This window comes from Blastococcus capsensis (assembly GCF_030165005.1).
Lineage (GTDB): Bacteria > Actinomycetota > Actinomycetes > Mycobacteriales > Geodermatophilaceae > Blastococcus > Blastococcus capsensis.
Map to the genome: position 1 here is coordinate 233,629 of NZ_JASNNW010000007.1, position 26,637 is coordinate 260,265.

The 26,637-nt window shown below is 69.7% G+C and carries 22 protein-coding genes and 1 pseudogene; 6 read left to right on the top strand and 17 right to left on the bottom strand.

What is annotated here, in order from left to right:
* Positions 1–5: 5 nt before the first annotated feature.
* The 6 genes from QOZ86_RS08710 to QOZ86_RS21150 all read right to left on the bottom strand — a co-directional run bounded on the left by QOZ86_RS08710 (position 6) and on the right by QOZ86_RS21150 (position 3,965).
* Entirely contained in the window at positions 6–542 is a 537-nt protein-coding gene (locus QOZ86_RS08710; protein ID WP_284491565.1) for an ATP-binding domain-containing protein, read from the bottom strand.
* The gene (locus QOZ86_RS08715) at positions 542–1,669 is read right to left on the bottom strand and encodes an NERD domain-containing protein (RefSeq protein WP_284491566.1); all 1,128 of its coding nucleotides are present in this window, start codon (positions 1,667–1,669) and stop codon (positions 542–544) included. The genes QOZ86_RS08710 and QOZ86_RS08715 overlap by 1 nt, the downstream gene beginning before the upstream one ends.
* Entirely contained in the window at positions 1,666–2,967 is a 1,302-nt protein-coding gene (locus QOZ86_RS08720; RefSeq protein ID WP_284491567.1) for a 3'-5' exonuclease, read from the bottom strand. Before QOZ86_RS08720 ends, QOZ86_RS08715 begins: the two co-directional genes overlap by 4 nt.
* Before the next feature lie 210 nt (positions 2,968–3,177).
* Positions 3,178–3,549 (bottom strand): type II toxin-antitoxin system death-on-curing family toxin, encoded by a 372-nt coding sequence (locus QOZ86_RS08725; protein WP_284491568.1) that lies wholly within the window; start codon positions 3,547–3,549, stop codon positions 3,178–3,180.
* Entirely contained in the window at positions 3,546–3,752 is a 207-nt protein-coding gene (locus QOZ86_RS08730) for a ribbon-helix-helix protein, CopG family (RefSeq protein WP_284491569.1), read from the bottom strand. Before QOZ86_RS08730 ends, QOZ86_RS08725 begins: the two co-directional genes overlap by 4 nt.
* An 87-nt stretch (positions 3,753–3,839) precedes the next feature.
* On the bottom strand, positions 3,840–3,965 hold the full coding sequence (locus tag QOZ86_RS21150) for an Lsr2 family DNA-binding protein (RefSeq protein WP_431521207.1): 126 nt from the start codon (positions 3,963–3,965) through the stop codon (positions 3,840–3,842).
* Between QOZ86_RS21150 and QOZ86_RS08735 the strand changes: the two genes are divergently transcribed.
* The 3 genes from QOZ86_RS08735 to QOZ86_RS08745 all read left to right on the top strand — a co-directional run bounded on the left by QOZ86_RS08735 (position 3,907) and on the right by QOZ86_RS08745 (position 6,453).
* Positions 3,907–4,092, top strand: a complete 186-nt coding sequence (locus QOZ86_RS08735) for a hypothetical protein (RefSeq protein ID WP_284491570.1) — start codon at positions 3,907–3,909, stop codon at positions 4,090–4,092. The genes QOZ86_RS21150 and QOZ86_RS08735 overlap by 59 nt on opposite strands.
* 112 nt (positions 4,093–4,204) lie before the next feature.
* Positions 4,205–5,608 (top strand): ADP-ribosylglycohydrolase family protein, encoded by a 1,404-nt coding sequence (locus tag QOZ86_RS08740; RefSeq protein ID WP_284491571.1) that lies wholly within the window; start codon positions 4,205–4,207, stop codon positions 5,606–5,608.
* A gap of 8 nt (positions 5,609–5,616) precedes the next feature.
* Positions 5,617–6,453 carry a hypothetical protein gene (locus tag QOZ86_RS08745; protein WP_284491572.1) on the top strand — a complete coding sequence of 279 codons (837 nt, stop codon included), beginning with the start codon at positions 5,617–5,619 and terminating at the stop codon, positions 6,451–6,453.
* A gap of 102 nt (positions 6,454–6,555) precedes the next feature.
* Here QOZ86_RS08745 and QOZ86_RS08750 read toward each other — a convergent pair.
* The 6 genes and pseudogenes from QOZ86_RS08750 to QOZ86_RS08775 form a co-directional block, all read right to left on the bottom strand.
* Positions 6,556–7,230, bottom strand: a pseudogene (locus tag QOZ86_RS08750) (TY-Chap2 family putative peptide chaperone).
* 54 nt (positions 7,231–7,284) lie between these two features.
* A complete protein-coding gene (locus QOZ86_RS08755; protein ID WP_284491574.1) occupies positions 7,285–10,551 on the bottom strand; it encodes a TM0106 family RecB-like putative nuclease in 3,267 nt (1,088 codons plus the stop codon).
* 124 nt (positions 10,552–10,675) lie between these two features.
* Positions 10,676–11,017: a DUF5615 family PIN-like protein gene (locus QOZ86_RS08760; protein WP_284491575.1), complete on the bottom strand. Its 342-nt coding sequence runs from the start codon at positions 11,015–11,017 to the stop codon at positions 10,676–10,678.
* Entirely contained in the window at positions 11,014–11,448 is a 435-nt protein-coding gene (locus QOZ86_RS08765; protein ID WP_284491576.1) for a ribbon-helix-helix protein, CopG family, read from the bottom strand. The genes QOZ86_RS08760 and QOZ86_RS08765 overlap by 4 nt, the downstream gene beginning before the upstream one ends.
* Positions 11,449–11,536: 88 nt before the next feature.
* Positions 11,537–11,968 carry a hypothetical protein gene (locus tag QOZ86_RS08770; protein ID WP_284491577.1) on the bottom strand — a complete coding sequence of 144 codons (432 nt, stop codon included), beginning with the start codon at positions 11,966–11,968 and terminating at the stop codon, positions 11,537–11,539.
* Positions 11,965–12,936 carry a hypothetical protein gene (locus QOZ86_RS08775; RefSeq protein ID WP_284491578.1) on the bottom strand — a complete coding sequence of 324 codons (972 nt, stop codon included), beginning with the start codon at positions 12,934–12,936 and terminating at the stop codon, positions 11,965–11,967. The genes QOZ86_RS08770 and QOZ86_RS08775 overlap by 4 nt, the downstream gene beginning before the upstream one ends.
* Before the next feature lie 247 nt (positions 12,937–13,183).
* On the opposite strand from QOZ86_RS08775, the gene QOZ86_RS08780 reads away from it, so the two are divergent.
* The 3 genes from QOZ86_RS08780 to QOZ86_RS08790 all read left to right on the top strand — a co-directional run bounded on the left by QOZ86_RS08780 (position 13,184) and on the right by QOZ86_RS08790 (position 18,283).
* Positions 13,184–13,591: a hypothetical protein gene (locus QOZ86_RS08780; RefSeq protein ID WP_284491579.1), complete on the top strand. Its 408-nt coding sequence runs from the start codon at positions 13,184–13,186 to the stop codon at positions 13,589–13,591.
* Positions 13,588–16,725, top strand: a complete 3,138-nt coding sequence (locus QOZ86_RS08785; RefSeq protein WP_284491580.1) for a DEAD/DEAH box helicase — start codon at positions 13,588–13,590, stop codon at positions 16,723–16,725. Before QOZ86_RS08780 ends, QOZ86_RS08785 begins: the two co-directional genes overlap by 4 nt.
* Positions 16,726–16,930: 205 nt before the next feature.
* Positions 16,931–18,283 (top strand): hypothetical protein, encoded by a 1,353-nt coding sequence (locus QOZ86_RS08790; RefSeq protein WP_348637959.1) that lies wholly within the window; start codon positions 16,931–16,933, stop codon positions 18,281–18,283.
* 17 nt (positions 18,284–18,300) lie between these two features.
* Here the strand turns inward: QOZ86_RS08790 and QOZ86_RS08795 are convergent, their stop codons facing one another.
* The 5 genes from QOZ86_RS08795 to QOZ86_RS08815 all read right to left on the bottom strand — a co-directional run.
* The gene (locus QOZ86_RS08795) at positions 18,301–21,465 is read right to left on the bottom strand and encodes a helicase-related protein (protein ID WP_284491581.1); all 3,165 of its coding nucleotides are present in this window, start codon (positions 21,463–21,465) and stop codon (positions 18,301–18,303) included.
* Entirely contained in the window at positions 21,462–23,048 is a 1,587-nt protein-coding gene (locus QOZ86_RS08800) for a phospholipase D family protein (protein ID WP_284491582.1), read from the bottom strand. The genes QOZ86_RS08795 and QOZ86_RS08800 overlap by 4 nt, the downstream gene beginning before the upstream one ends.
* A 160-nt stretch (positions 23,049–23,208) precedes the next feature.
* Complete coding sequence (locus tag QOZ86_RS08805; RefSeq protein WP_284491583.1) at positions 23,209–24,405, bottom strand: DUF6361 family protein; 1,197 nt, start codon at positions 24,403–24,405, stop codon at positions 23,209–23,211.
* Positions 24,405–26,198 (bottom strand): lipase family protein, encoded by a 1,794-nt coding sequence (locus QOZ86_RS08810; protein WP_284491584.1) that lies wholly within the window; start codon positions 26,196–26,198, stop codon positions 24,405–24,407. Before QOZ86_RS08810 ends, QOZ86_RS08805 begins: the two co-directional genes overlap by 1 nt.
* Positions 26,199–26,376: 178 nt before the next feature.
* Positions 26,377–26,637, bottom strand: a 261-nt coding sequence (locus QOZ86_RS08815) for a transposase (RefSeq protein WP_284491585.1), incomplete at its 5' end; no start/stop codon positions are given.

The window sequence follows — 26,637 nt, forward strand, 5'->3', positions numbered from 1 at the left end:
TCCCCTCAGCCGGCGTGCGCCGGGGCGCGTCCACCGGTCTGCGTGAGCCGCTGGACCACGGCCTCCCCGCCGACGCGCCGGATCAGGTCCAGGTCCCCGCAGACGACGAGCAGGTCGCGGGCGCGGGACAACGCGACGTAGAGCATCTCCCGCGCGCGGGCCTCGTCCCGGAAGCCGTTGACTGCCAGCACGACGGCCGGCCGCTCGAGCCCCTTGAAACCGAGCACGTGGCCGTAGAAGACGTCGTCGTCCTGCCAGTACGTGGCCCAGTAGGCGTCCTGGCCCTCGGCCTGCCGTTCGACCTGCACCGGGTGGCGCCGGTGCGTCGTCAGCAGCGCGACCGACTCGGGCGGCCACCCGTCGTCCAGCAGCGACTCGGCGACGTCGTCGGCCGCCTCGACGGCGTCCTCGGTCGGGCACTGGACGAAGCGCACCGGCGCACCGGAGGAGCCCCGGATCCGCATCTGCTCCGGCGCGAGGCTGGAGAAGGTGCCGGCGATCTGCTTGGTGTTGCGCAGGTTCTCGTTGAGCGGGATCGGCATCAGGTCGACGGTCGGCCGGCCCTGCCGCGCGAAGATGCGCTGCCCCTCGTCGGAGAAGACGTACAGCGAGCCCGTGTCGGGGTCACGCAGCGCCGCCAGGACGGCGTCCCACCAGCTCTGGGCGAAGTCCTGCCCCTCGTCGATGACGATCGCGTCGAACCGCTCGCCCGCCGGGAGCTCCGCCGCCAGGGACACCATGGCCGAAGGCAGGAACTCCTCCCAGTAGCGGCTGTCGTCGTCCGAGCCCGGCTCGACGCCCAGCCGATGCCGAGGTTGTGGAAGGTGCCGACGTAGACCGGCCGCTGCCGCTTCGGCAGCCTCTCGACGCGGCGCCTCAGAAATTCCGCCAGGCCGCGGGAGTAGCACATCAGCGCGACCCGCTGCCCGTCCGCGGCGAGGCGGCGGGCCTTCTCCACCGCCAGCCAGGTCTTGCCGGAGCCGGCGCCGCCCCGGATCTCCACCCGGTCGAAGGACACCAGCAGGTCGAGGACCTTGGCCTGGTCCCTGGTGAGCAGGTCGCAGGCGGCCTCGCGCTCGGCGAGCTCCGCCAGCAGGTGCTGCTGCGGGATGGCGGTGCCGGCCAGGCAGTCGACGAGCGCCTCGACGTCCTCGGCCGTCGGAGGCTCGGGCTCGTCCCGGACCTTGTCCAGTGCCGCCCTGATCCGGGCGGCGGCGTGCGGGACGTCGGTCGTGTCGATCGCCATCCAGCGGGCGAGGCCGGGCGCCATGAAGTCGGACGCCAGCGTGGTGGCCGGCAGCGCCACCAGGTGCGCCGCCCGTGGGCGGCTGGCGGTCCAGCGGGGGTGCTCGGCGAGGTAGCCGCACAGGAGGTACTTGCAGGCGACGGCCTGGTCGACCGGGTGGATCACGCGGTCGGTGCCGTCGCCGGCCTGCCGCCACTCCCCCCGCTGCAGCGTGACGTGGCCGCCCTTGACCTCGATGGCGGCGACGCCCACGCCCGGCCAGGCGACGACGACGTCGGCCTCGCGGTCCTGCGAGCGGTCGCTCAGCCGGACGTTGCAGAAGAGGGCCGCGTCGTTCGGCAACTGCTCGCGCAACGTCCGGACGAAGAGCTCCTCGGAGGCGTGACCGAACTGCGGGTCGTCGGGGAACAGGCGTGCGGTCACGCGCGCACCCCGGTGACCGGGAGCGCCTCCGAGAACACCGCCTCGCTGATGATCCGCACCCCGAGGGCGCGCGCCTTGCTCGCCTTGCCCGACTGGGAGTACGGGTCGGCGCACACGAGGACCCCGGTCTGCTTCGACACCGAGGACATGGGCTGGAGCCCCGCGTCCCGGGCGGCCTGCTCGAGTTCGTCGCGGGTGCGGCTCATGGCGCCGGTGAAGACGATCCGGTCGCCGGGCGCGAAGACCTCCGCCCGCCGGGGCAGCGAGACCTGAGCGCCGCTGCGGACGACCGACAGCGCCAGGTCGACGTCCCTGCTGCGCATGCCGAGCAGGGCCGCCACGCGGTCGAGGTCTGCGCGCTCGCCGTCGGTGACGACACCGTCTGCGTACGCGGCGGTGGCGAGCGCCTCGAGGTAGATGCGGTGGGCGGCCGTGACGTGGTCGGGCCCGCAGCCGAGCTCGCCGGCCAGCGACACCAGCTGGTCGGCTTCGGCCACGCTGACCAGCCGGTCCTCCAGCACCTGGTCGAGCACGGTCAGGTACGGCGCCATGCTGGGCGGCGCATCATCGAGTGCCGGGAGGGCAGCCACGAGACCGGCCAGGTAGCCGTCCCGCTCGCGGACGGCGGCGGTGGCGGCGTCGCGGGGCAGTGTCCGGCACGGCGGGCACGTGCTGCCGTCGGCGTACGCGCTCGCGGCAGTGACCAGGTCGCTCCAGCCGCCGTCGAGGGCCTCGAAGCCGCGGTAGCTCCCGTCGTCGGCGAAGTCGACCCGGACCCCGGCACCGGCCAGCGACCCACCTCCGAGGTCGGAGGCGAGCATGGCCAGCATCAGCTCCGCGGTGGCGCGGGCGTCGTGCAGCGCGGCGTGCCCGTGGACGAGCGGGATGTCGAGGAAGCCGCAGAGCGCCTGGAGCGACCTCGTGCCCGACCCGAAGAACAACGGTGCGAGACGCATGGTGCACAGGGACGGCGACAGGGCGGTCGGCTGGCCGGCGCGGCCGAACTCGCGGGCGAGGAAGCGCAGGTCGAGCAGCGCGTTGTGCGCGACGAGCACCCGCCCGGCGAGCAGGGAGCGCAGGTGCGCCGCGACGTCGGCGAAGGCCGGCGCGTCGACGACGTCGCCGGCGCCGATGCCGTGCAGCCCGGTCGGGCCGACGTCCCGGCCCGGGTTCACCAGGGTCTCGAACTCGGCCTCGACCTCACCGCGGTCATCCAGCAGGACGACACCGATCTCCACGACCCGGTCCGCCCGCGGGGACAGGCCGGTGGTCTCCACGTCGACGACGGCAACGGTCACGACGGCTCCTTCGCACTCGCGGCCGGACGTCGACCGAAGGGGGCGGACGCCGCGGACCATGACATGGAGGGACGACGGAACCGCGGGTTTCGTGCCGAGCAGGTCCGCTCCTGCCACACCAGCCCCAGGATCACCTCGGCAATCCGACGGGGGGGCTCATCGCCAACCGGGAGCGTTACGGGAGCACTGGACGCCGGCCCCGAGGAGGACTCAGCGAGAAACGACCCGGAGGCGGGACGCGATCGCCTCGACGTCGAGGCCGCCGGCCGCCACGTCCATCACCAGCGTGAACGCTGCGTCATCGTCCAGGTCTGGGGCGAGGCCGTTCAGGTCGAGGAAGACCACCGTCGCCAGCCAGCCCAGTCGCTTGTTGCCGTCGACCAGCGCGTGGTTCCGGACGACCGAGTGCAGCAGGGCCGCAGCTTTCAACGGAAGCGTCGCGTAGGCGTCCTGGCCGAACGCCTGGGCACGAGGACGGCCGGCGGCGGAGTCCAACAGTCCGACGTCCCTGACCGGTCCTGCACCCAGTGCTCGGGTCAGGCCCAGCAGGTCCTCCAGGTCGAGGTACTCGACCTCTTTCACGCCGTACCGAGGCGATGCAGGACATCGCCCCACTGCTCCACCAGCCGCGCGGAGCTCTCCTGTACCCGCGCGGCGTGACCGCTGCGCGCATGCCGCTCCAGGACGGCGCGCCGGACGATCTCCTGCCGCGAGGTCCCCTCCGCCTCCGCGAGGGCTGCGAGCGCCTTCTCCAGCTCGTCGTCGATGCGCAGCGTCATGGCCATGAGCGCCATGGTACCGACGTGATACCACCTGCGACAGCGCTTACCTCCCTGCTGCTCCCCCTGCCGCCCGGCCATGAATGCCCCCGATCAGCCCGCCGACTGGCGATAGCGACGGAGCAGGTCGGCCGGGATCCGGCCGCGGTCGCTGACGTCGATGCCCTGCGTCCGGGCCCAGGCCCGGATTTCGGCGGACGACGCGGGCCGGGCCGGCACCGGCCGGCCGGGGGCGAAGAGCACGCAGATCGCCGCCGACGGCATCGGGCTGTGCCACGGCGAGCTCTCCGACATGCGCGGCTCGATCGGCGAGGTCGCCCAGCCGCTGCTCGTCCAGGCCCGCTGAGGAAGCGCTCGGCCGGCCGGCCGGGTGTACGTCGAGCGGCCTGGCACGCTCCGTGGCGGCAGCTCGGCTCGACCGCACCAGCCCCTCTTCGCCGTTGCCCCAGGAGGCCCGGATGACCCCGCGCATGCACCGCTCGCACCGCGTCGCCGGCGCGCTCGTCGGCTCCGCCGTCGGCGACGCCCTCGGGGCCCCCTTCGAGTTCGGTCCCCCGGGGCGGTTCTCCACCCGCTTCCGCTCCCCCGCGCGCGGCGCGAAGACCGAGATGTGCGGCGGCGGCTCGCTCGGCTGGGAGCCGGGCGAGTTCACCGACGACACCCAGATGGCGCTGCTGGTGGCCACCTCGCTGGTAGAGCGGAGCGGGCTCGATGAGACCGACGTGTTCGACCGGTTCCGCGCGTGGGCGGAGGCCGGGCCGCCGGACATCGGCAACCAGACGCGCGCCGTCCTCGGCTCCGGCCGGCCGTGGGACGTCGCCGCGGCTGAGCACTTCGCGCACTCCGGCCACGCGGCCGGCAACGGCTCGCTGATGCGGACGACGCCGGCCGCCATCCGGTTCTCCCGGGAGGGGCGCCAGGCGACCATGGACGCCGCCCGGCGGATCTCGGCGTTGACCCACGGCGACCCGTCGGCGGGCGAGGGATGCGCGATTCTCCACGAGCTGATGCGGGTGGCGCTGGACGGGGGCGACCCGCTCGCGGCGATACCGACGTCGCTGGAGGCGGTGCTGCCCGAGCACCGCGAGCGGTGGGCGGCGGTGCTGGCCCCGGACTGGACGCCAGGCCAGGCCACCGAGTCGAACGGCGCGGTGTGGCCGACGCTCGGCCAGGCGGTGTGGGCGCTGCGGCACGGGCGGGACTTCGCCGAGGTGCTGCGGCTGGTGATCGACCTCGGCGGGGACACCGACACGGTGGCGTGCGTCGCCGGCGGGCTGGCCGGCGCGGTGTACGGGATGGGCGGCATCCCGAGCCGGTGGGCGTCGGTGGTGCACGGGCGGGTGCCCGGCCACGGCGACAAGGTCTGGCGGCTGGCCGACCTGCAGCAGCTGGCCGCCGCACTGGATGGCGGGGTGCAGCAGAACTACGACCCCGGCGTGATCCCGCGGATCGGCCCGACCGAGGTGCTGCCCGGCATCTGGGCCGGCAACCTCGACGGCGCGCGCTACAGCGAGGAGGACTTCGCGGTCATCTCGCTGTGCCGGCTCGGTGAGCCGTTTCCCCACCCGCTGCACCGGATGGCCTACATCGCCGATAACGAGCACAACGCCGATCTCGACGTCATGCTCGCCGACGTCCTGGACGACATGGCGGCGCTGCAAGACGAGGGGCGCCGGTTGCTCGTGCACTGCCACGGAGGCGCTTCCCGCACCGGGCTGGTGCTGCGCGGTTGGCTGGTGCGCGAGAAGGGGATGTCGGTCGAGGAGGCGACGGCGCACGTCGCCGAGCGCTGGCCGCACCTGGGCCTCTGGAACGACAGCTTCACCACCGCGCTCGAGCGCCTCGCCGCGAAGACGAACTGAGGAGAAACATGGCTCTGCCCACGTGCCCCGTGTGCGACAGCGGCGACCTCGACGGCGTCGAGAAGTTGCGCGACGGGCGACTCGTCGTCCGATGCCTCGACTGTGACCACGAGTGGGTCCGCGGCGAGAAGCCGCCAAGGCCGGCGCCTCCCGTCTCCGCTACCTACGAGAGCCTGAAGGCCAAGTTCCCCACTAAGGACGACGTCCCTGCGAAGGCGCAGCAGCGGGTGGATGCCCTCGTCGCGCGGTTCCTTGCGGTGACCCCGAGTCCCGAATCGCACAATGCGCCGTACCGGCAGAAGTACCAGCAGATCTTCAGCGAGCAGGGCTTGAAGGAGGCCGCCCCGGAGGACCTCAAGGCCTTCGCGAACAACACCATCCTGGCGCACCCGGGCAACATGTCGGTCTTCAACGCCGCCTGGAACGAGATGGGCACGGCGAAGGCGGCCGACCGGGTGCGCGCGACGATCGAACACTTGCTCCGCGGCCCGAATGGCACCCGACTGGAAGACCGGTTCACCGACCTCGTCGAAGAGCGCAGAGGACTTGGGATGACCGGCTTCAAGGAGTCGCTGCTGACGCGCGTGTTGTGCATCGTCTACCCGGATCGATTTCTGCCGATCCTCAAGTACTCGACTCCGTCGGGGGGCAAGAAGGAGATCGCCGCCTCCGTGTACGGCCTCGATCTGCCGGCGCGCGAGAAGGTGTCCTGGACGATTGGCCGGCTGGTCACCTGGAGCAATGACCTGCTGGTCAGCGTTCTCCCGCCGGCCTTCGACGACCTGGGTCACGCCGCGGCCTTCCTGTGGTGGGCCAAGGATCAGACCGGCACGGGAACGGTGTGAAGGAACCGGAAGCGCCGAACGCACTGGACCGGGCGGTCCACCGAGTCGGCCGCCAGCACTGATGGGGCGCCGTCTGAGCGCATGCGGCGATCGCAGCTCACGTCACATGTTGGTGGGCCAGTCGGGCGGTTGCTGTTGCCGGTCCGCGTAGGCGAGCTGTGATGGACTCGACGTGCGGGCAGCCGGTGCAGCCGTCACCCGGGCAGCCAGTTCCTCGACGGACAGGCCGCGGTCGTAACTCGCCAGCAGGTTCAGGCGTTCGCCGTTCGACGTCACTGCCAGCCGTGCGCCAGATGGGCCACCGGTTTTCCCATCACGGGTCAGGGCCCAGACCTCGTTGGCCGGAAGGGCCGCGAGCTCCGAAGCGGGAGGCTGGGCAGGCAGCTCCGCGTACTCGTTCCCGGGCACGAGCGCCCGGCAGTTCCAGTGCGAACGGAAGAAGTGCATCGACAGAGCGGCTGCGATGACGCGGTAAGTGAGGGTCTCGGCCGTGGTGGGCGGCCGCTTGGCGCCGACGGCGAGGCGGTAGCGCGAGAGGACAGCTGCGACAGCGCGGCTGACGCCGTCCGGCATCAACGACAACTCCCGCACCTGGTCCAGGAGGACCGGCGGCTCCTCGTGGCCCCCTGGCGCACCGTGGGCGTGGATGGAGCCGCCGCGGTCGATGTCGACCCGAAGGTTCGGTCACCTGATCGACAGGCAGTCGTAGTGGCCCCCGGCCGGACGGGTCTCGTACACCCGGTGGCCCGGCACCCGCCAACACAGTTCAGCGGCCACGTGCCAGGAGAACGGCAGGCTACAGACGGTCGATGTGCACCGGTAGCTCGACGGTCACCTGGAGCTCCTCACGGTCGCCATCTCGACCAGTCGGCACAGCGCGTTGACCTGGCGGAGCTGCTCCGGAGTGCGCACCGCGGCATCGAGCAGCTGCTCGCTCATCACCACGACCGCCAGCGCCTTCGCCCGCGAGACAGCGACGTTGAGCCGGTGCAGGTCGTAGAGGAACGAGACGCCGCGCGGGGCGTCCTCCGCGCTGGTCGACGTCATCGAGTAGATGACGACCGAAGCTTCCTGGCCCTGGAACTTGTCGACCGTCCCGACCCGCGCGCCGTCCGGCAGCAGCTCGCGGATGAGTCCGACCTGGTTGTTGTACGGCGCGACGACCAGCACGTCGTCGGCGGCGACCGGCCGCTCGACGCCGACAGCGTCCACCCATCCCACGCCCTGCAGCGAGCGCCACAGCTCCGCGACCGCCGCCGCTTCGTCGGCGCAGGCCGCCGCCGACGGCTTCCCGTGCTCCACCAACTGGACGGCGAGCCCGCTGCCGGAGACGGCTGCCCCGTCCAGGACGGCGATCCGCTCGCGTCCGGCCGCTGACTCCAGCCGCCCGTCGTAGGCCAGATCGGAGACGAATGCCGTCAGTGCCGGGTGCATCCGGTAGGTGCGGTCGAGGAACACGCCGCGGTCCTCGGGCACGGTGGCGTGGCCTTCCAGCAGGTGCTCGAGGGCCGAGCAGCCCGAGTCGCCAGGGTGCAGCGCCTGGATGGGCTGGGCCAGCTGCTGCGGGTCCCCGAGCAGGACGAGCGACTTCGCCGAGCGGGCGACGGCGACGGCGTTCGCCAGCGAGAACTGCCCGGCCTCGTCGACGATGAGCACGTCGACGGCCTCGGCCAGGTCGGAGCGGCACCAGAACCAGGAGGTGCCGCCGACCAGCGACACCGAGCCGCTGAGCAGCCGGTCGGCGACGTCGTCGCCGTCCTTCGACCACTCCACGCCCGGGGCGCCACAGGACTGGCGTTCCTCGCACTTCTGCAGCGCCGGCCGGCCGACCGCCGTCAGCACGTTGCCGATGACCGCGTGGGAGGTGGCGGTGACGCCGACGGTCTTCCCGGCGTCGAGCAGCTCGCGGATGAGCCGTGACGCCGCCCGCGTCTTCCCGCTGCCCGGCGGCCCCTGCACGGCCAGGACCTCCCCGTCCAGCGCGAGGCCGATCCGGACGACGGCGTCCCCGGCCTCCTCCCCCGGCAGCCGCCGGGTGTCCGAGGGGACGACGCGATCGAGCAGCGCACGCGCGAGCGAGGGTCGGCCGGCGAGGACGTCCTCGGCCGTGGCGGCGATCGACTCCCGCATCGGGCGGTCGTCGAGCGGACCTTCCGGCCCGAGACCACGAGGGCCGGCGGGCGGTTTGGTGCTCTTGACCACGACCCGGCCGGCGACGGGCTCGATCTCACGGACCTCACCGACCCGGACCCGGCTGTCGACGTCGAAGGCTTTCGAGCCGACCGAGAGCTTCGTGTCCTGCGGCGGGAAGGTGAACGCGTAGAGCTTGCTCCTCTTCTCGGCGCCGATCTCACCGCCGCCGGACAGGCCACCGATCGCCGTCCGGTCCTCGATCAGTTCTTCGTCCTCGAGGTCGCCGCGACTGAAGAACTCCCACCAGCCGGGGCGGGCCTCGCGGCGGTGCCACTGCACGAGGTCGCCGAGCAGTTCCTGCCGGCGCTCCTGGAGCCGCTCGACCAGCGCCAGTTCGGCGACCTCGGCGTCCGACCGTGGCGCGGGACCGGTCACCTCGGGCACGGTGGGGCGCGACTGGGGGCCGTGCAGCGCCTCGAGCTCGGTCCGCTGGGTCTCCAGCCAGTCGTGCAGCTCGCGGGTGGAGTCGACGTCGTCCTTGTTGTAGTCCTCGATCGACTGCAGGCGGGCGGGATCGCGGTCGGTCAACCACTTCTCGTACTCGACGACGCTGGACATGGCATCGGCGACGTCGCCGGTGTGCTCGCGCCCGTAGAACGCCTCTACCTTCTTGATGGAGTAGGAGTCCTTGCTGATCCGCATCGACTGGCGGACGACGGGATAGAGGTCGACGAATCGCTGGGCCCGCAGCAGCTGGTCGAGCTCGGCTTCGCGGACGCCGTACCGGGCGGTGAGCCGCTTGAGCGCGCTGACCTCGTAGGCGGCGTAGTGGTAGACGTGCATGCCCGGGTCTGCGCGCCAGGCATCCACGATGCGATCGAGCAGGTCGGCGACCATGCGGCGTTCGGTGTCGCGGTCGTGCGCCCACAGGGCGGTGAAGTCTCCGGCGCGGTCGCCGAGACCGGCGAGGTACTCGAGCCCGTCGCCGTCCCCCGAGAGCGGGTCACCCTCGAAGTCGAGGTAGAGGTCGCCGGGGCTGGGTTCGGGCAGTCGCCGCAGGCCCTGCGCCTCCTGCGGCGGCAGGAGCGTGCGGGTGGGGATGCCGGCTTCCCGGCCGCGCAGCTGTTCCCGGGCCTGCTCCCGCAGGCGTTCGCGGGTCCCGCGGCTGATCCCGGAGGCCTTGAGGACCTCGTCGGAGGCGTCGGCGAGCTGCTCGAGGGTGGCGACGCCGATCTCCCGCAGTGCCGCACGGTGGTCGCCGCGCATGCCGGCGACCAGGCTGAGGTCGTCGCCGGCGCGCAGTTCGCCGGCGCAGCGCGGTTGCCACGCGCACCGGTCGCAGTAGGCGACGGGGACGGCTTCGGTGGGCGGGACGTCGGCGGCGAAGCCCTCCAGCCGAGTGCGGGCGCGGCGGGCGTAGGCGGCGACGTCGACCAGCCGCCACGGGTGCCGCTCGCCGTCACCGGTGACCACGGAGATGTGCTCGGGTTCGCGGCCCTGCAGGATGGCGAGCCGGTCGGCGTAGGTGGCCATCTGCAGCAGGGCCGGCACCTTGATGCGGCGGGCGAGCTTGGCGTCGGCGACCTCGTAGGACCACTCCCCCAGGTCCGAGGGAGCCTCCGTGCGGAGGAGGAAGTCGGCCTGGCCGCCCCAGCGGCCGTCGGAGAGCGTGGCCTGGTGGATGACGTCGTAGCCGGCGCGCATCGCGTCGAGGGTGGCGGTCTCGCTGCGGGCGTCCTGGAGCCGGGCGACGCGCAGGCCCGCGGCCTCCAGCGACTCGAGGTAGCGGAGTTCGTGGGCGATCCCGAGGTCGGCGACGAGGACCGTCTGGTCGCTGGGACCGTCGACCGGCGCCTGCAGGCGGCCATCGGCCACCGCGAGGTTCAGCGCGGTGAGGTGGTGACACTCCTGGTGCCGGGTCAGGTCACTGGGGCTGAGCACCAGCCGGGCGTCGACGCGCTGCATGGCTCAGTTCCCACTCGGATCGAGCGCGACGGACATCGGTGAGTGCGGCAACGTTCCCCCGTGGTGCTGCGAGTCGGTCCTTCGGAACCCTGTCACGGACGGCGCCGCCCGGGGAACGGCGCGCTCATAACCACTCGACCAGGCCGGCGCTCCGCCTGCTGCGGTCGTCGACGCCGGGTCGGGCGTGCAGAGCCGCCAGCAACCGCGGTAGCCCACTCGGCGTACGCGGCCAGCGGCGGGCGTTGACCAGCAGCAGGCCTGCATGTTCCTCGACGTCCAGCGGAGCGAAGTCGACGATCTTCTCGGTGACCACGACGCGCCTGTTCTGCCGGGCCCAGCGCGCGATGTCGGCGTCCTCGTGACCCACCAGGTCCGGTAGCTCGACGACGGCGACGACGTCGTGGCCCTCAGCTCGCAACTGCTCGGCAAGCCGTCGCGGGTACATCTCGTCGAGCAGCAGCCTCACCGGCTCGGGCCGGCCAGGATCTCCTGCTGGCGATGCCAGGCCGCCTCCAGTTCCTCGGCGGCCCGCCCGTTCGCGGCGATCCTGGTGTCGATCTCGGCCGGGTGGTCGGCGTAGTAGGCGACCGCAGCACGCACCTGCACCTCGGTCAGCGAGGTCGTCTCGACGACCGCGGCAACGACGTCCTGCGGTCGCTCCTCCTGGATGCCACGGATAGTCCGGATCACCTCGTCGACGTCCGGGCCGGCCACCAGACCGGCCCGCCGGCCGCTCGGGCCGTCCCGGAAGGTGATCCCCGGATGAGCCTCCCGGCGCAGCGCCTCGTCGAGCAGCCGTTCGATGGTGGAGGAGACCGAGGCGCCACGCCGCCCGGCCAGATCAGTGAGGCGACCGAGTACGTCGTCGGACAACCGCACGGAACGAGGCGTCGCCATGACTACATCGTAGTCGTGGCGGGCCTTGGTCGGTACGGAAACAGCTGAGGCTCTGCCAGGTTCCCGATCGCTCGTGCGCCCGAACCGCCTACAGCTCCCAGACGTGGTCCGGGTCGTCCAGCGCCTTGCGTACCTGGCTCAGGTCACCGATGTCGGCCAGGGGTGACGACTTGGCCAGGTCGACGATGCCCTCGAGCGCGGCCGTGGTGGCTGTTTCGTCACCACTCGCCATGGCGACGTCCAGGTGTCGGAAGAGGCCGTCGATCGTCGTGGACCGCTCCGCGAACACCTGCTCGAAGTAGTTCTTGAGCAGGGAGCTCGCCTCGTGCATGCGAGCGACCTCGACCGTCGCGTAGGCGTCGATCTTCGTGCGCTTGGTCTGTTCCTCCTTGCGCAGGCGGAGATAATCCCGGGTGCCGTCGATGACGTTGTTGAGCGCCCCGAGGGCGTCGGCCGCGCGCAGCGTGGACGCGGCGGGCGGGAGGACGACCCCCTCCACCGGCTTCTTGGCGACCGTCACTTCATCTCCTTGTACTTGAGGATCACGCTGGTCATGTCCGAGTTCATCCGCCCGTCCTCGGCGATCAGAGGCACTGCACAGATGTCTCGCACCGCCCGCGCCAGGGAGTACGTGCGCTTGAACTCGCCGGAGTGCTGCTTCGAGTCGAAGTCCAGCTGCTCCAGCGTGGAGAGTGCCTCCTGAGCTCGCTGCACGAGTCCGGCAAGGACGTCGCTCACCTCTTCGACGCGAGTGTCCAGCGTGTCGAGAGTTGAACGGAAGGCCGCCTGGTCCTCGACCGCGATGGCCACCTTCGCCTCGTAGTCCTTCGCGTTGGTCATCGCCTTCTCGCCCTGGCCGTTCAAGGTCAGACCACCGATGAGCATGGTCGGTCCGATGGTCACCACGCCGAGGGCGGCGGTTCCGAGGGCGACACCTCCCCCGCCGGCGGCAAGGGATCCGCCGCCCAGGTAGGCCATGGTGGCACTCTGCGCAGCGGCGCCGGACAGCGAGCTGATGGCGGTCCCGGTGCTGGCCGCACCCAGAGCAGTGACCGCGCTCGGGATGCCCGCGGAGGCGCCGGCTCCGGTCAACGCGGCCATGCCGGCGCCCTTGAGCCAGTTGACGTCCGCGGTCAGGGCCCCGGCGAAGGCGTCGATCTCTCGCTGCTCCGCATCGATGCCGTCGAGCAACTGCGCCGCACCGTGCTTGACCTGCTGGCGGTGGCGCTCGACGAACGCGGCCATCCGCTCGATCACCAGCCGCCGGGCCTGCTCCTGCTGCTGGCCGTACTGCTGGATGCGCTCGTTGCTCTTCCCGACGCGCTCCTCGGTGCGAGCCGTCGACTCGTCATACCGCTTCTGGGCCGCCCCGGCGGTCGCCCCGGCGTCCTTCATCTTCAGAGCGCCCATGACGCCGGTGGCCAGTCCACCGACCCCCGTGCCGGTGCCGAGCCCGATGAGGACGAGAGGGATGAGGGGTAGGACCACCGGTTGGACCTCCGAAAAGAATTGGTCGTAATCACGCCCCCGTGACACCACGTCGTCGGAGGGAGATGAGGGGGACAGTCGGGCACGGGGCCCCGGCGTGAACCCGTAGCCACGCCAATCGGTCGTCGCGGGCGCGCATCTTGCTCCACAAGCGACCCATTGGCATCACGCTGCACCGGCTTCCGCGCCCGCATCAGAGGCAGCGGGTAGGAAGACGGAATGGGTGACACCACGGGGGGCCGACAACATGCCGTCTGACGCCGAACGGGGTGCCACCGCATCGGCTCAACCGGTCGCGACCGACGTCACTGCCGCGAAGATCCTGAGCTACGCCCTGGCCCACAACCGCGTGCCGGTGGTTTCGCGCCGGCCACGCTGCAGCCAGCAACGTGGGCCGGGATTCCAGCGGCAGGCCAGCGCAACTGATCTTCCCTTGGAGCACGTGGCTCCCGAAGAGATCAGCAACGCGATGGTGGCGCTCTGTCGGGCCGTAGCGGGCATGGCCCAGGACGAGCTGTTCGCGCAGACTCTCGACGTCTTCGGGCTGCGCCGGCGGACTTCTGCTCAAGTTGCGGTGTTGCATGCGGCCTTGGCGCGCACCATCGCCTCCGGGCGTTTGGCGATGCAGCCCACGGGTCTGGTGCTCCCCGGATGAGCCGGGAAGTGCGTTCGCACAGAGCTCCACGAGCCGGTGACCTGCCGGCCGGGCTCTACGAACACCTGGTTACCGATCGGCTTCTGCAGTCATTGGCAGAGCTTCCGCCAGAGCTCGTTGACCTCGGCGGACTCGACCCTGCGGACGCCCACGAGGCGCTGACCCGCCACATCACCGACCTGACCAGACGGGCGTTGCGGGCGGCCGGCGGCTCCGACGCCGCTGCCGTCGCCCGCCAGGTTGCGCTGGCCAATCGCATCGTCACGGTGATCAGCGAACTTTCAGCGGATGCCATCGCTCCCGACGAGCCGGTCGCGGATCCTCCGCGCACCCTTCTCGCCGTCGCGGAACCCCGAGCGGTTCCCGGCCCCGTGTCCTTCCCCGAACGTCCGGCCACGCCGCTATCCACGAGCGCCCTCTTGGTGAACGGCCGCGGACAGCCTCGGATTGGCTTCGAGGTGGCCCGGGAGCTGTCCTCGGCTAACGACGTCGACCTGCTCTGCGCATTCATCAAGTGGCAAGGTGTGCGCGTGCTGGAGAAAGCACTGCTCGAACTGCAAGAGCGCGGCGGTCGGCTCCGGGTTATCACCACGACCTACATGGGCGCGACCGACCAGCGCGCTCTGGACCGTCTCGTCGAGCTGGGCGCCGACGTCAAGATCTCCTACGAGACGCGGACGACGCGGCTGCACGCTAAGGCCTGGCTCTTCCGCCGCGCGAGCGGCATGTCGACCGCCTACGTCGGCTCCTCGAACCTGTCCCGGACGGCGATGACAGACGGCCTCGAGTGGAACGTCCGCCTGTCCAGCGTCGAGCAGGGGCACCTGCTCGACACCTTCGCTGAGACATTCGATAGCTACTGGGCCGATCCGTCGTTCGAGACGTACGACCCCACCCGAGACGGCAATCGGCTTCGCACCGCGCTCAGCGCGGAGCACAGAGGCCCGACGGATTTGCCCATCGAGATCACGTCGCTCGACGTCCGGCCGTTCGGCTATCAGCGCGAGATCCTCGACGAGCTCGATGCGGAGCGCACTGTCCACAACCGGTGGCGCAATCTCGTGGTGATGGCGACGGGAACCGGCAAAACCGTGGTTTCCGCGCTGGACTACAAGCGCTTACGGGCCGCAGGAACCGCCGACCGCATCCTCTTCGTCGCCCACCGGGAGGAGTTGCTGGCACAGAGCTTGTCGACCTTCCGTCACGTGCTGCGCCAAGGCGACTTCGGTGAGCTGTACGTCGGTGGCCAGCGCCCCCGGGAGTGGCGCCACGTCTTCGGATCGGTCCAGTCCTTCGCCCAGCTCGACCTAGCGGAGCTGGATCCGGCGCACTTCGACCTGGTGGTCGTCGACGAGTTTCACCATGCGATGGCCACCACCTACCGTCGCCTTCTTGAGCACCTCACCCCCAGGGTCCTCGTTGGGCTCACCGCGACGCCCGAAAGGACGGACGGCGCCGACGTGCGCGAATGGTTCGACGGCCGCACCGCGGTGGAGCTGCGGTTGTGGGAGGCGCTGGAGCAAGGGCTGTTGGCGCCGTTCCAGTACTTCGGCATCCACGACGACGTTGCCCTGGAGCAGGTGCGTTGGAGGCGCGGACGCGGCTACGACACCGCCGAGCTCACCAACATCTACACCGGCGACGACCACCGGGTACGGCTGATTCTCCAAGCGATCCGTGACAAGGTCGACGAGCCTGCCAGGATGCGGGCGCTGGGCTTCTGCGTGAGCATCCAGCACGCCGAGTTCATGGCGCGCCGCTTCACCGACGCGGGAATCCCCAGCCTCGCTGTCACCGCGGGAACCTCCCGTGAGGACCGCGCAGCGGCTCTCACCGCCTTGCGCGACCGCACGGTCAACGTCCTGTTCACGGTGGATCTGTTCAACGAGGGGCTGGACGTGCCGGCCGTCGACACTGTGTTGTTTCTCCGGCCTACGGAGAGCGCCACTGTCTTCCTGCAGCAGCTCGGGCGCGGCCTGCGATTGTCCGAGGACAAGTCGTGCCTGACGGTTCTCGACTTCATCGGGGCGCAGCACCAGGAGTTTCGCTTCGACCTTCGGTTCCGCGCTCTCACCGGCAGCTCCCGGCGAGGGCTGCAACGAGACGTTGAGCAGGGATTCCCGCTGCTTCCGGCCGGCTGCCACATTGAGCTGGACCGGGTGGCGCAGCAGCTCGTATTGGAAAACATCAAGTCGTCGCTGAACGTCTCCTGGAAGGGACTCACCGCCGAGGCTCGTCGTCTCCAGCGGCCGACGCTGGCCGGGTTCCTGGAGGAGGCCGGCGTGGAGCTCGAAGACCTGTATCGCGGCAGCGGTCGCAGTTGGCTAGATCTACAGCGAGCGGCGGGTTGGGACGATGGCGTCGCCGGGCCCGACGACGCCGCTCTGGGTGCGGCGCTCGGCCGCATGCTTCACGTGGACGACGACGAACGGCTGCGGTTCTTCCAGTCGATCACCGCGGACGAGTTCGAGCTCAATGACCGGACCCGCCGCCTCGCAGCGATGCTGCACTTCTCTCTTTTCGGCACTCGAACACCGTTCAGCGGAGTCGAAGCGAGCCTGGAACGGCTACTGGCTCACCCGGGACGCGCGGCCGAGCTCCGCCAACTGAGCGGTGTGCTGCACGACCGAATCCACCGTGTCGCACCGGCTCTGGAGATCGCCAGCCCTCGGCCGCTGCACGTGCACGCCCGATACAGCCGGGACGAAGCCTTGGCTGCGTTCGGGATGGAGAACCTCAACGGCACCTTCGGTTCGGGAGTGCGATGGGTTCCGGACGATCGGGCCGACGTCTTCTTCGTGACGCTGGTGAAGTCGGAAGCGCACTTCTCCCCGACGACTTTGTACGCGGACCACGCCATCTCTCCGAGGCTGTTCCAGTGGGAGTCGCAGAACAACACGGCCGAGGGCTCCGCGACTGGGCATCGGTACATCAACCACCGCAAGCTGGGCACCTCGGTGCACTTGTTCGTCCGCGAGACAAAGACTTCGGACGGAACGCTGGGCACGCCGCCGTACCTGTACGCCGGCCCGATGACTTACCTGTCGCACACCGGTGAGCGACCGATGCGGATCCTCTGGCAGCTCGATCATGCGCTTCCTGCGGACATCTTCCACGCGGCCAAGGTCGCCTGACGGCCTCAGCTGGCCGACCGCGGCTGGATGATGCTGCGGTCCTGTCAGTACGAGGACCCGAGGGCGCCGTCCGCACCATCACGGCCTTCCTGAGTACCGCGAGGCGTCTCCAGCGGCTGACGAACGACGCGCGGTGATCGAGACACGCGAATCCTTGCAGCCAGGTTCCAGTCTGCGACGCTCTCTCCGTCGCAGCATGGGACCCGTGACGATGCTCTTCGAGGTCGACGGCCGCTCTGCCCGTCCCGCCGCAACCCACTCACTCAGAGAAGTGGACCTGGAGGAACGCGCACACCTCCAGGAGTGGGTGCTCGATCAGCCGCAGGTTCTCGGCGACGACGTCCTCATCGTGACGTCCGAGTTCGACCGGTGGACGGGCCAGGACGGCACACGCGCACGCGACCGGCTCGATGTGCTCGGGCTCGACTCCTCTGGCCGGCTCGTGGTCGCCGAGCTCAAGCGCGACGACTCCGGCGGTGACGTGCACCTCCAGGCGATCACGTATGCCGCCCTCGTGTCCCGATTCACGCTCGAGACGCTGGCCGACGCCTATGCCCAGTACCGCACCAGGCGGGGGGAGCCTCTCACCATCGCCGAAGCAGCGGACCGCATCGCCGAACATGTCGGAGGCGACCTCGATCCGGACGTGCTCCGCCGGCCCCGCCTGGTGCTCATCGCCGGCTCGTTCCCTCGCCAGGTGACCCACACTGCGGTGTGGCTGTCGGAGATGGGCGTCGACATCTCCCTGATCTCGGTGACCGTGTGGCGGGTCGAAGGGCGTCTGGTCGCCGGCTTCACCAAGGTGTACCCCACGGCCGAGGTCGAGGAGTTCACGCTCGCCCCGGTGCGCGCCGAAGCACGGGTGGCCACCGAGAAGGCCGCAGAGCGCAGCCGCACGGCCAGCACTGTGCGCCGCCTGGTGGATGCGGGCCTCCTTGAGGATGGTGAGGTCCTCACGCTGCTGCCCACTCACGGGACGACGGCCGCGACGAGGGCTGCGATCGCATCCTGGGTCGCCGAAGCCCCCGAGCGTGGGCGCGCTTCATGGCAAAACGATCCGCAGGCCCCGCTCGTGTGGGCCGCAGACGGGCAGTCCTGGAAACCGACGACCCTCGCCCGGCACATCCTCCGAGAGGCTGCCGGAGTGGAAGCCTCGATCCAAGGGCCCGCCTGGTGGACTACTGAAGGCGGGGTCGATCTGACCGAACTCGTCAACGGAACATCCGACCGCCGTGATTGGTCCGACCTGCACCGATACCTGGAGGCACTTCCGGCCGGCCGATGGACGACGTACGGCGATCTCGCCCAGCTGGTGGGCACGGCCGCGCAGCCTCTCGGCAATCACGTGATGAAGTGCTCCGACTGCACCAACGCCTACCGCGTCCTGGGCAGTACTGGCCGCCGCTCCCCCGGGTTCAGCTGGTCGGACCCGGACCGAACGGAGTCCGTCGAAGAGGTGCTAGCGGCGGAAGGTGTCCGATTCGTGAATGGCGCGGCCGACCCTGTGCAACGTTCGCGCGTGGAGGAACTTCGCCGCCTGGTAACCGCCACTCAGTAATCCGCTGAGAAGCACCGTCAGCGGGCAGGTGGCCGCAGGTCGATGACATCGGCTTTGCCGATCTCGTCGTCGCTCCTGCGATCGAGGAGCTTCAACAGATCTTCCTGCCGCGGCTGACCGAACGCCAACCGGTACATGGCCAGGTCCCGCTTGAGTCTTTCGTAGCGAGGCCCGTCGAGACTCAGCGCATATGGGTAGACGTGACGCTCGATCTTGGCCTCGCCGTCGTACACCCAGTACGGCACGAAGTCGCCCTGGTCCTTCGTCGCAGCATCGGCGGCGTCATAGGCGGCCTTCCACGGGTCGGCGTCGTCAGCCCGCAGGGCTTCGGCGCGGTGCGCGGCGGCGACGTTCCGACGGACGGCGTGGCCTCCGAAGCGGTGCACGCGGCCTTCTCGCTGCTCGAAGTCCACTGGGTTCGCCGGGGTGTTCCAGTGGACGATCGCCGAGCACCACCAGTGGAAGTCGATGCCCTCCTGCCCGGCCGATGTGGTCGTCAGCACGAACGGCCAGAACGGGCTGTTGAATGCCGTCCGAACGTCCTGCTGCCGGATCTGGACACCCTCAGCAGCATCCGTGGAGACGCCCCGAGGTGAGCCGTAGCGCAGCGCGAACCGGCTACGGAGGCGCGGGCCGTTCTCGTCCAGCGGGTAGTACGGCGCGTAGGCGGCCGGCCGCAGGCCGACCGCACGGACCACGTCGTCGATCAGCGCCATCAGCGTCGGGCCGTTCAGCGGGACGTCCGATATCGAGCTCCGCAGGTGGTGGAGGTACTCGTCCAGGACCGCCTGCAGGTTGCCGGCCGCGCAGTAGTCGAGGACGACGCGCCAGTAGGTGTTGTCATCCTCGCCGCGGTCCAGCAGCAGCGTGGTCTCCAACCGGTTGAAAAGCCCACGGAGGTGAGCCGCGAGGTGCGCCGCCGCCTGCCAGTGCTCTTCAGGTGCCACGGAGTCGCCTTCTCGCAGCACCCTCGACACCGCGCGCCAGGCGATGTTGCCCGGGGAGTGGGCGGCGATCCGCACGATGTCCTGGAGGGCGTCGTCACTACCGCCCAGATGGGGTGCCGTCGACCGGGCCGCTGTGGCGAGGGCGACGTCGACGTGCGCCGCCAGGCCGGCATGGCCTTCGGCAGCCGGGCGGTCCGGGTCCTGCTGGGTCTCCGGGGATCCTCCGGACAGCGCGATGAGCAGGTCGTCGCGACCCATCCCCGGCACAGCGCCCGGCCAGCCGAATACACCTGTCCAGGCCGGCGCGTCCCGCTCCGGTACCTGGGGCTGTTCAGCAGGGACCTGCGCCATGACACGCCTGCGGACCACCTCTTCTATGTCCTCCCGGCGCAGCGTCTCGTCGGGACGAGACCGGGCGACCGCTAGCGGGTCACCCAGGTCCGCGATCACAGGGTGCGGCCAGAACAGGGCGAGAGCGCTCATCGCGGCGGGACGGTCACCGTCGAGTCGGTAGTCAAGACGGCTGGCAACGGCCGCCCGGGCGCGCGCCGAGTTGTCCGTCAGGCGCCCGTCCACCAGCCGACGCTCCGCCTCGTAGCTCAGCAGACCGGCGATGGCAGTAGGGGTAGCCGACCAGGACGAGAAGACCAGTCGCTTGGTGATCCCGGCGTGGTCGGCGAACGGCTCCCCCAGCTGGAAGTAGGGCATCGACGGAGGAAGCCAGAGCAGCTGCCACCAGCCCTGACCGACCGTCTCGTCTGCCAGCTGGCGGAGGCGGGCGTTCCCCATGTCGATCTCGTGGAACTTCGCAAGCGCGGATGCGTCGAGGTGCTGCGTCCGCGCCACCAGCGTGCGGAGCCGCTCTGCTCCGTCGTCGCTCAGCGCCTTCTTCAGCTTCTCGCCGAGCAGGTAGCCGTCTGTGAAGTTGACGAAGTACGGCGCTGACTTCCAGTACTCGAGCGTCGCGTTCCCCTCGACGGCCGTGGCGAGTTCGCGGAGCCGGACGTAGCCACGGACGTCGTCGGCCTGCAGGTTGGTGATGTCCCGACGTCGCTCCTGGACCATTTCGCCGGTGCTCAGCCGCGGGCGCTCGGCACGGGTCATGACGGTGGTGAGCAGCTCGCGGACCCTCGATGCCGCCTCGGCTGCCGCGCCACCGCGGGTGAGCGCGTCGCGGTAGGCGGTCAGACCTTCCTGCACCGAGCTGAGCCAGCGCGGGTTGCCGTTGAGGAAGCGCAGGGTCTCGAGGAAGTCCTTGTGGTGGCTTTCGCCCGACGTCACCGTCTCCTTGTCGAGTGTGAACGGCTTGTACGGCGTGGCCGACAAGAGGAGCACCTTCGACTGGCCGTAGTCGAACAGCTCTCGGGCGAGCTCGGCGCTCTCGCCGCCTTCCTCGACGGACAGCAGGCTACGGAAGCGCTGGAACTCGTCGAGGATGACGAGGTCGGGTTGCAGCGACTCGATCGATGCCTTGGCGAGGCAGCTCCTCAACTCGCCGATCAGCTTCGTCGAGCGGTCTTTGAGGTCGTCGGGAAGCCGCTCCTTGCGGCCGACATCATCGAAGATCCGCTCTACACGTCCCTGTAGTCCGCTCGTCGCGAGACCCTTGGCGAACGCATCGGCGATCACCGGGTCGGGGCCGTCCTCGAGCGACGAGGCCACGTACCTGACCACGTCCTCGAAGCGGGCGAACGTCCGGGTGGTGGCCTGCAGCGCGCGGATGGCGCTGCGTCGCCCCCAGCCGGACAGGTCCCACTGCTGCTCGAGAAGGAGGTAGATGAGAGCCCGCTCCTCGGCCTGCCCGGTGCGCCAGCCGCTCTCGAAGCTCGTGCCCGGCGTGAACGCCACGAGGTTCACCGGCTTGGCCAGTGCGGCGGGAGCCGTGGCCTTCAACGCCGCAGAATGCCTCGCGAGCATCGTGAGCCGGGTGGACATCTGGGTGGCCCGGCTACCGGTGACCTCGAGCCGAGCCAGGTTCTGCCGTGCGATGTCGGCGTTGGAACAGATGTAGACGATGTCGATCCGGTCGACGGAGGCGTCGTCCTGGAGCTGTTCCAACGTCTTCGCGATGACGCCACGGGCGACCACGCTCTTGCCGAGCCCCGTCTCGTCGGCGACCAGGAAGCGTCGTGTCGGCTCAGGATCGGTGAAGAAGCGACGTGCGACGTGCTCCACGGTGTCGCGTTGGAAGTCCTTCAACCCGGCCAGCACGGGACCGGCGTCAAAGCGCGTCACGCGGCGTCCTCCCGCCGGACGGCGTCGACCACGTCCCAGATCTCGGCGAAGCCTGGTGGCAGGACGGAGGGCTCATTCGTGCTGACGCGAAGCTTGCCGACCAATCGCGCGAGGTCATCGAGGCGGTCCGGGTGTTCGACCAAGGCGCGCATGAGCAGCTCCAGCAGTCCCGGGGCCTCGAACGACGAGCCCGCTGAGGGCGAGCCTTCGCCATTCTGGTCGGCACCGAGGGCCCACGCGGGCTGGCCCATGCCGAGCAGGAGTGCGAGGAAGCGGAGAAACTTCTCCGGGCTGTTCACCTGACGAGCGACGATCTCGTCGAGGCGATCAGCGGGGGCCCCGATCAGCTCCGCCAGCACAACAGCGCTCGCTCTCACATCACCCACCACTGCCGTGATCACGACGAATGCGCAGATGTCGTCTATCTCCAGCGGGCTGAATGTGGCGCGCACGGTTTCCCCGACCGGGATCTCGGCAGAGAGCTCTGGCACCGTCACCAAGCCGACGGTGAGCCGGGTGGCCTCGGATGCGGCACCGGTGTCCGGCCCGTCGAGCTCGACCCGATAGCGCTCGCCGTCCGGCTTGACCGTGGCGATGAAGGGTTGTGATGCCAGGTCGATGAGCAGGTGGTCAAGCGACTGCGCGATGTCGTCGTCCTCGACCGCCGGCTGGGGTGAATGCTCACTGAGGATGCTGCGGAGCCCGCCGTCTTCGGCCGTCAGCCTCGCCACCCCCAGCTTGGCAGCGGATCCGACCAGCGACACCAGGATTTCGACGTTGCCGCCGAACGCCGCCTCCGTCGCATTGGGTGACCCAACCCGGATCCACGCCCTCCGGTTGTAGGTCAGCACATAGCACTTGGCGTGCAGACCGGTGAGCCCGGTGGCCGTAGGCGCTGCCCCTTCACCGCGGTTCTCGACCTCGCTGGTGAGCGGGTCGAGCACGAACGCCCTGTGCTCGGCGAGCGTCACCGGCGGGAGAGCATCCAGGGTCTCCTGGCGGCTTATCACGGTGGCCGAGCGGCCGCCCGTGACTGTCGCCAGGCCGGTCTCCGTGCAGAACGGCGAGATGACGACGTGGTTGTCCCCCACGAAGAAGTCGTCGGCCAGCCGCTTTCCGCGCCCCAGGACGTCGAAGGAGATCTCGTCGACGTACTCCGGCAGCTCCCAGTCCGTGCGTCGGAGGTCGTCGGCGAGCCCCTCCAGCCGAGCGAGGCGTTCCATCGGCAACGTCGCCAGGCTCATACCGGGGAGAGCCCGGATCAGTTCGACGAGAGGCTTGTTCTGGGTGTTTGCCTTCGGACCGATCCAGCCGTCGAGCTGCAGGCAGAGGTCCCAGCTCCGGTCTGCCGTCAGGTTGCGGCTCGGCACGAGGAGCCGCATGTGGACGTCCTCCGTGTCGACTGCCGTGTACCTCAGCACCCAGAGCTTGGGGTGGAACAGGTATCCGGCCTTGGGACGTCGGACGGCGTGGAGGACCGGCTCGAGGAAGGAGAGGATCGGCGACCGCGACGGCGGCAGCGACACCATGCCGGCCTGGTGGAAGACGTCGAGCCGGTCGCCGGCCGTCCGGACCGCTTCCATGAGCGCGATCGGATCGCCCGATTCGGCCAGCCGGCGTGGGAGGAAGGACAGGGGTACCGATAGCGCCGTGTCGAGGTGCAGCGTGAACGTCGTGGCGACGGCGTAGTCGAGCTCGAAGCCCTCCGGCGCTCGGAGGGCGTCGAGCAGCAGCGCGCGACCGTCAGGCTCTAGCACCGGTCACCTTCAGGCCGGCGTGGATGTCCCGGATCAACGTGGCGACGTTGCCCCACCGGTAGCCAAGACGCTGGCTTCCCGAGGCGCCCGCCCAGTTCCGCAAGAGCTTCTCGTTGCGCAGGCGCGACTGCGGGCCCTTCACCGCGCGCTCGCGTTCGACGACCAACTGACGGAGCGACCCGTTGTCGGCGATGCCGTCGAAGTCGCCTCGGACGAAGACGTCGAGCCAGTCGCTGATGAAGCGGCGGGCACGGGCATTGGCGACGATGCGTGGGTTCTGCTCGAGGATGCGTTGCCACATCGCAGCCGTGTCCCAGGAGGCGCGGAGTGGGTGCGATGATGCGGCCCCCACCCAGTCCCGCAGCTTCTGGCGATATCGCTCCACGGGTTTCTGTTCACGGGTGAGCTTCTCTTCCTCGTACCACTCCGCGATGAGCAGGTTGTAGAGCAGCGCGGCGCCGTGCATGGCGAGCGAAAAGAGCTCTGCGTCATTGACAAGCGCGCGCATGTACGGGTCCGCCGTAGACAGCGCCGGGTGTACCCACGGCCAGTCGATGCTGCCGACGGGGAGAGTTGACTGCAGCAGGTGGGTGAGGTAGCTGCCGGGACTGGCCGAGGCGATCTGTTCGGCCAGCCAGGCGGCTTCCTCGTGCGTCAGGTGGACGCCCCCTGGGATCTCGTCCGGGAAGCCCGGCGGAACGGGCGGTAAGGAGGGCACCCATCTTCCCAAGGCTTGCCTGGTGACGTGTTCGCCCAGGTCGTCCTCATCCGCGACCAGTTCGATGGCGTCGCGTGCGATGCCGTACCGCTCCAGCGCGTGGGCATAGATCACCGAGGGCAGGTTCTTCACCGCCGCTCCGGCACGGGCGCCGATGATGCCGAGCTCAGCAGGTGCTGCCTTCTTCAACGCCACGAGGGCGCGGCGCTCGATGGCGTCCATCGACAGCGGGTACTTCCAGTGCGCCGTCTTGTCGGCCGTCTGGGCGCACCACGGCACAATCAGGAAGTATCGAGCACGCGTGAGCAGGACCGACGTCCCCGGGAAGAGCAGGTCGGAGAAGGCGTCCCGTGCCTGGCCGATGCCCAGCTCGTCGCGGCTTTCCGTCTCCTCGAACAAGCGAAGGATCTCCCGAGTACGTCTTTGGTCTTCGGCGGAGAAGTCGAGCCAGGCGAGTCGCGACATCAGGCAGCCGTATCCGCATCGGACCCCGGTACCAGTTGCCGGGGCTGCATGGTCTTCGAGGCCATGTAGGAGAGGGCGCGGCGAACGACGTCACGCTTGCGGCGCAAGTCCTTGAGCCGAGGTGAGTTGCCGTCGCTGAGAGGCTCGAGTCGGTTGAGCTCCGCGGCCAGCTCCGCTTCGAGGGCGACGACGTGGTACCAGAGGGTCCGATCGATCGACAGATCCAGCATCTGTCGAGCACGGGCGGCGGAGATGCGAGCGGTCAGGTCGATGACGATCTGCTCAAGTGGCGCGTCACCGGCCCCGCCGACCGCAGCTCCGGTGGCTACTGCAGCTCCAGTGGACGCCATCCCGCCTAGCAAGGCGATACCGCCCACCATGCCACCGGGACCGAAGGTCGCGAGAGCACTCGTGATCGCCGCCGCACCGGCCAAGCCAGCCGGGGCAGCAAGGGCGATGCCCAGCGGTCCAGCCACCAGCAAGGCGACCCCGCCGACACCGAAGGCGATGCGCGTCCAGGGGATCCCGGAGCTGTCCTCGAGCACTCCCCTGACTTCTTGGATCGCCTTGCCGATCGTCGTCCCGCTCTCGGGCTGGACGCCGATCTCGATCGCCATGTCGCGCAGCGCCGCAGTGGGCGCTTTGCCCGGGTTGATGTCATACGGCTGGACCAGGTTGGACATCGCGCAGAGAACCAAGGGATCGATGGCCGCGTCGAGGTCCCAGTCGCGATGGGCTCGCGGCGGCTTCCCGTCGCCCAGGCTCTCGACCACGGTCGGCACCGGCCGCCCCTCGTTGACCAGCATCAGCTTGAGCCGGTTGGCCATGTCCTCCTGCACGAGGCGGAGCGCCGGCTCGTAGCGCTCGGCGACCTTGCGATCGTCGATCATCCGTCGGACGTGGTGTGCGAATGCGAGGAAGAACACCGCCTGCTCGACCGGCGCGGGAATGCGCAGTTCGATGCTGCGCTCGACCGGGACGATGCTCTTGTCCTGAGACCCGTACATCGCCTCCCCGACGAGGGTGCGCACGGAGGGGTGGTGGAAATAGGCCTTGGCGTAGTGGCGTGGCCCGACAGCTACGACGAAGTCCTGCGCAGCGGGGAACGTGCCCGCGAGGCCGCGCCCCGCCGTCACGACATCTCCTCGCCCGTAGACGTTCGCCCAGTCCTCGACGAGGCCGTACGGGAACCGCTTGAGGAGCCTCTCGCACTTCTCGTGGATGAAGGTCGAGCCAGCTGGGCTGCCAAGGGTGACCAGGCGCCGAACTCGCAGGGACGGTGGCAGGTGGTCGAGGAGATCGATCGCTACGACGGAACCCAGGCTGTGCCCGACGAGCACGAGATCGCCTTCAGCCGGGAGCGCTTCGAGGACGCGGCGCAGGATCGCGCCCCGCAATCCGTCGTTGTCGATGTAGCGATCGACCTGGCCGAGCTGGCCCAGCCGCAGGTCGACAACAGCCCTCTGCACCACGTCGACGACGACTTCTGGCACCGCCTCGAGGCCGGCAGTCCACGCATCAGGATCGTGGCCGATCAGCCGGCTGACCCGTGCTTGCCGGCGCTCGTAGTCTCGCCTGCGAGCGTCCTCGTCCTTGGCCGAATACGTACGCGAGGGCATGGACGCCCGGACTCCGTCGGTCTCGAGCAGGTCGCTGTACCGCGGCGCGACTGTCTGGGACTTCTCTAGCGGCTCGTACCCCGCCTCGACCAGACCGCTGTTCAGCTCTTTCAGCCAGGCCCCCTGCGGATCGCCATCGCCGACTCCGTGCAGAAAGACGAGCACCGCAGACAACCAAGGGCTCCTTCACTCAAGATGCTTTCCCCGCCGCCGGAGAGTGCCACGCGGTACCGACGCGGGCGGAACCGCCACGCACAGGGCCGACCGGGTTGAACTCGGAGGAATCGAGCGTCCGGCCCTCAGCGGGCGCAGCCGCCCGACCGCGCAGCTCAGTGCGTGTCCGGGAATTGAGTCAGCGGGCCAGTCGGCGTGACATGGTCATGATCATCGCGGTGTGGATCATGGCCTCGCTGGTGTCGATGCGTCGCTCGTAGTCGCGTACGCAGCGGCGGTACTTGCTGATCCAGGCGAAGGTTCGTTCCACCACCCACCGTCGGTGCAGCAGCTTGAAGCCGACCTGGTCATCGGCACGCTTGACGATCTCGACGGTGAATGCCAAGACCTTGGTGGCGAAGGTGACCATCCGCCCGGCGTATCCGGCGTCGGCCCACAC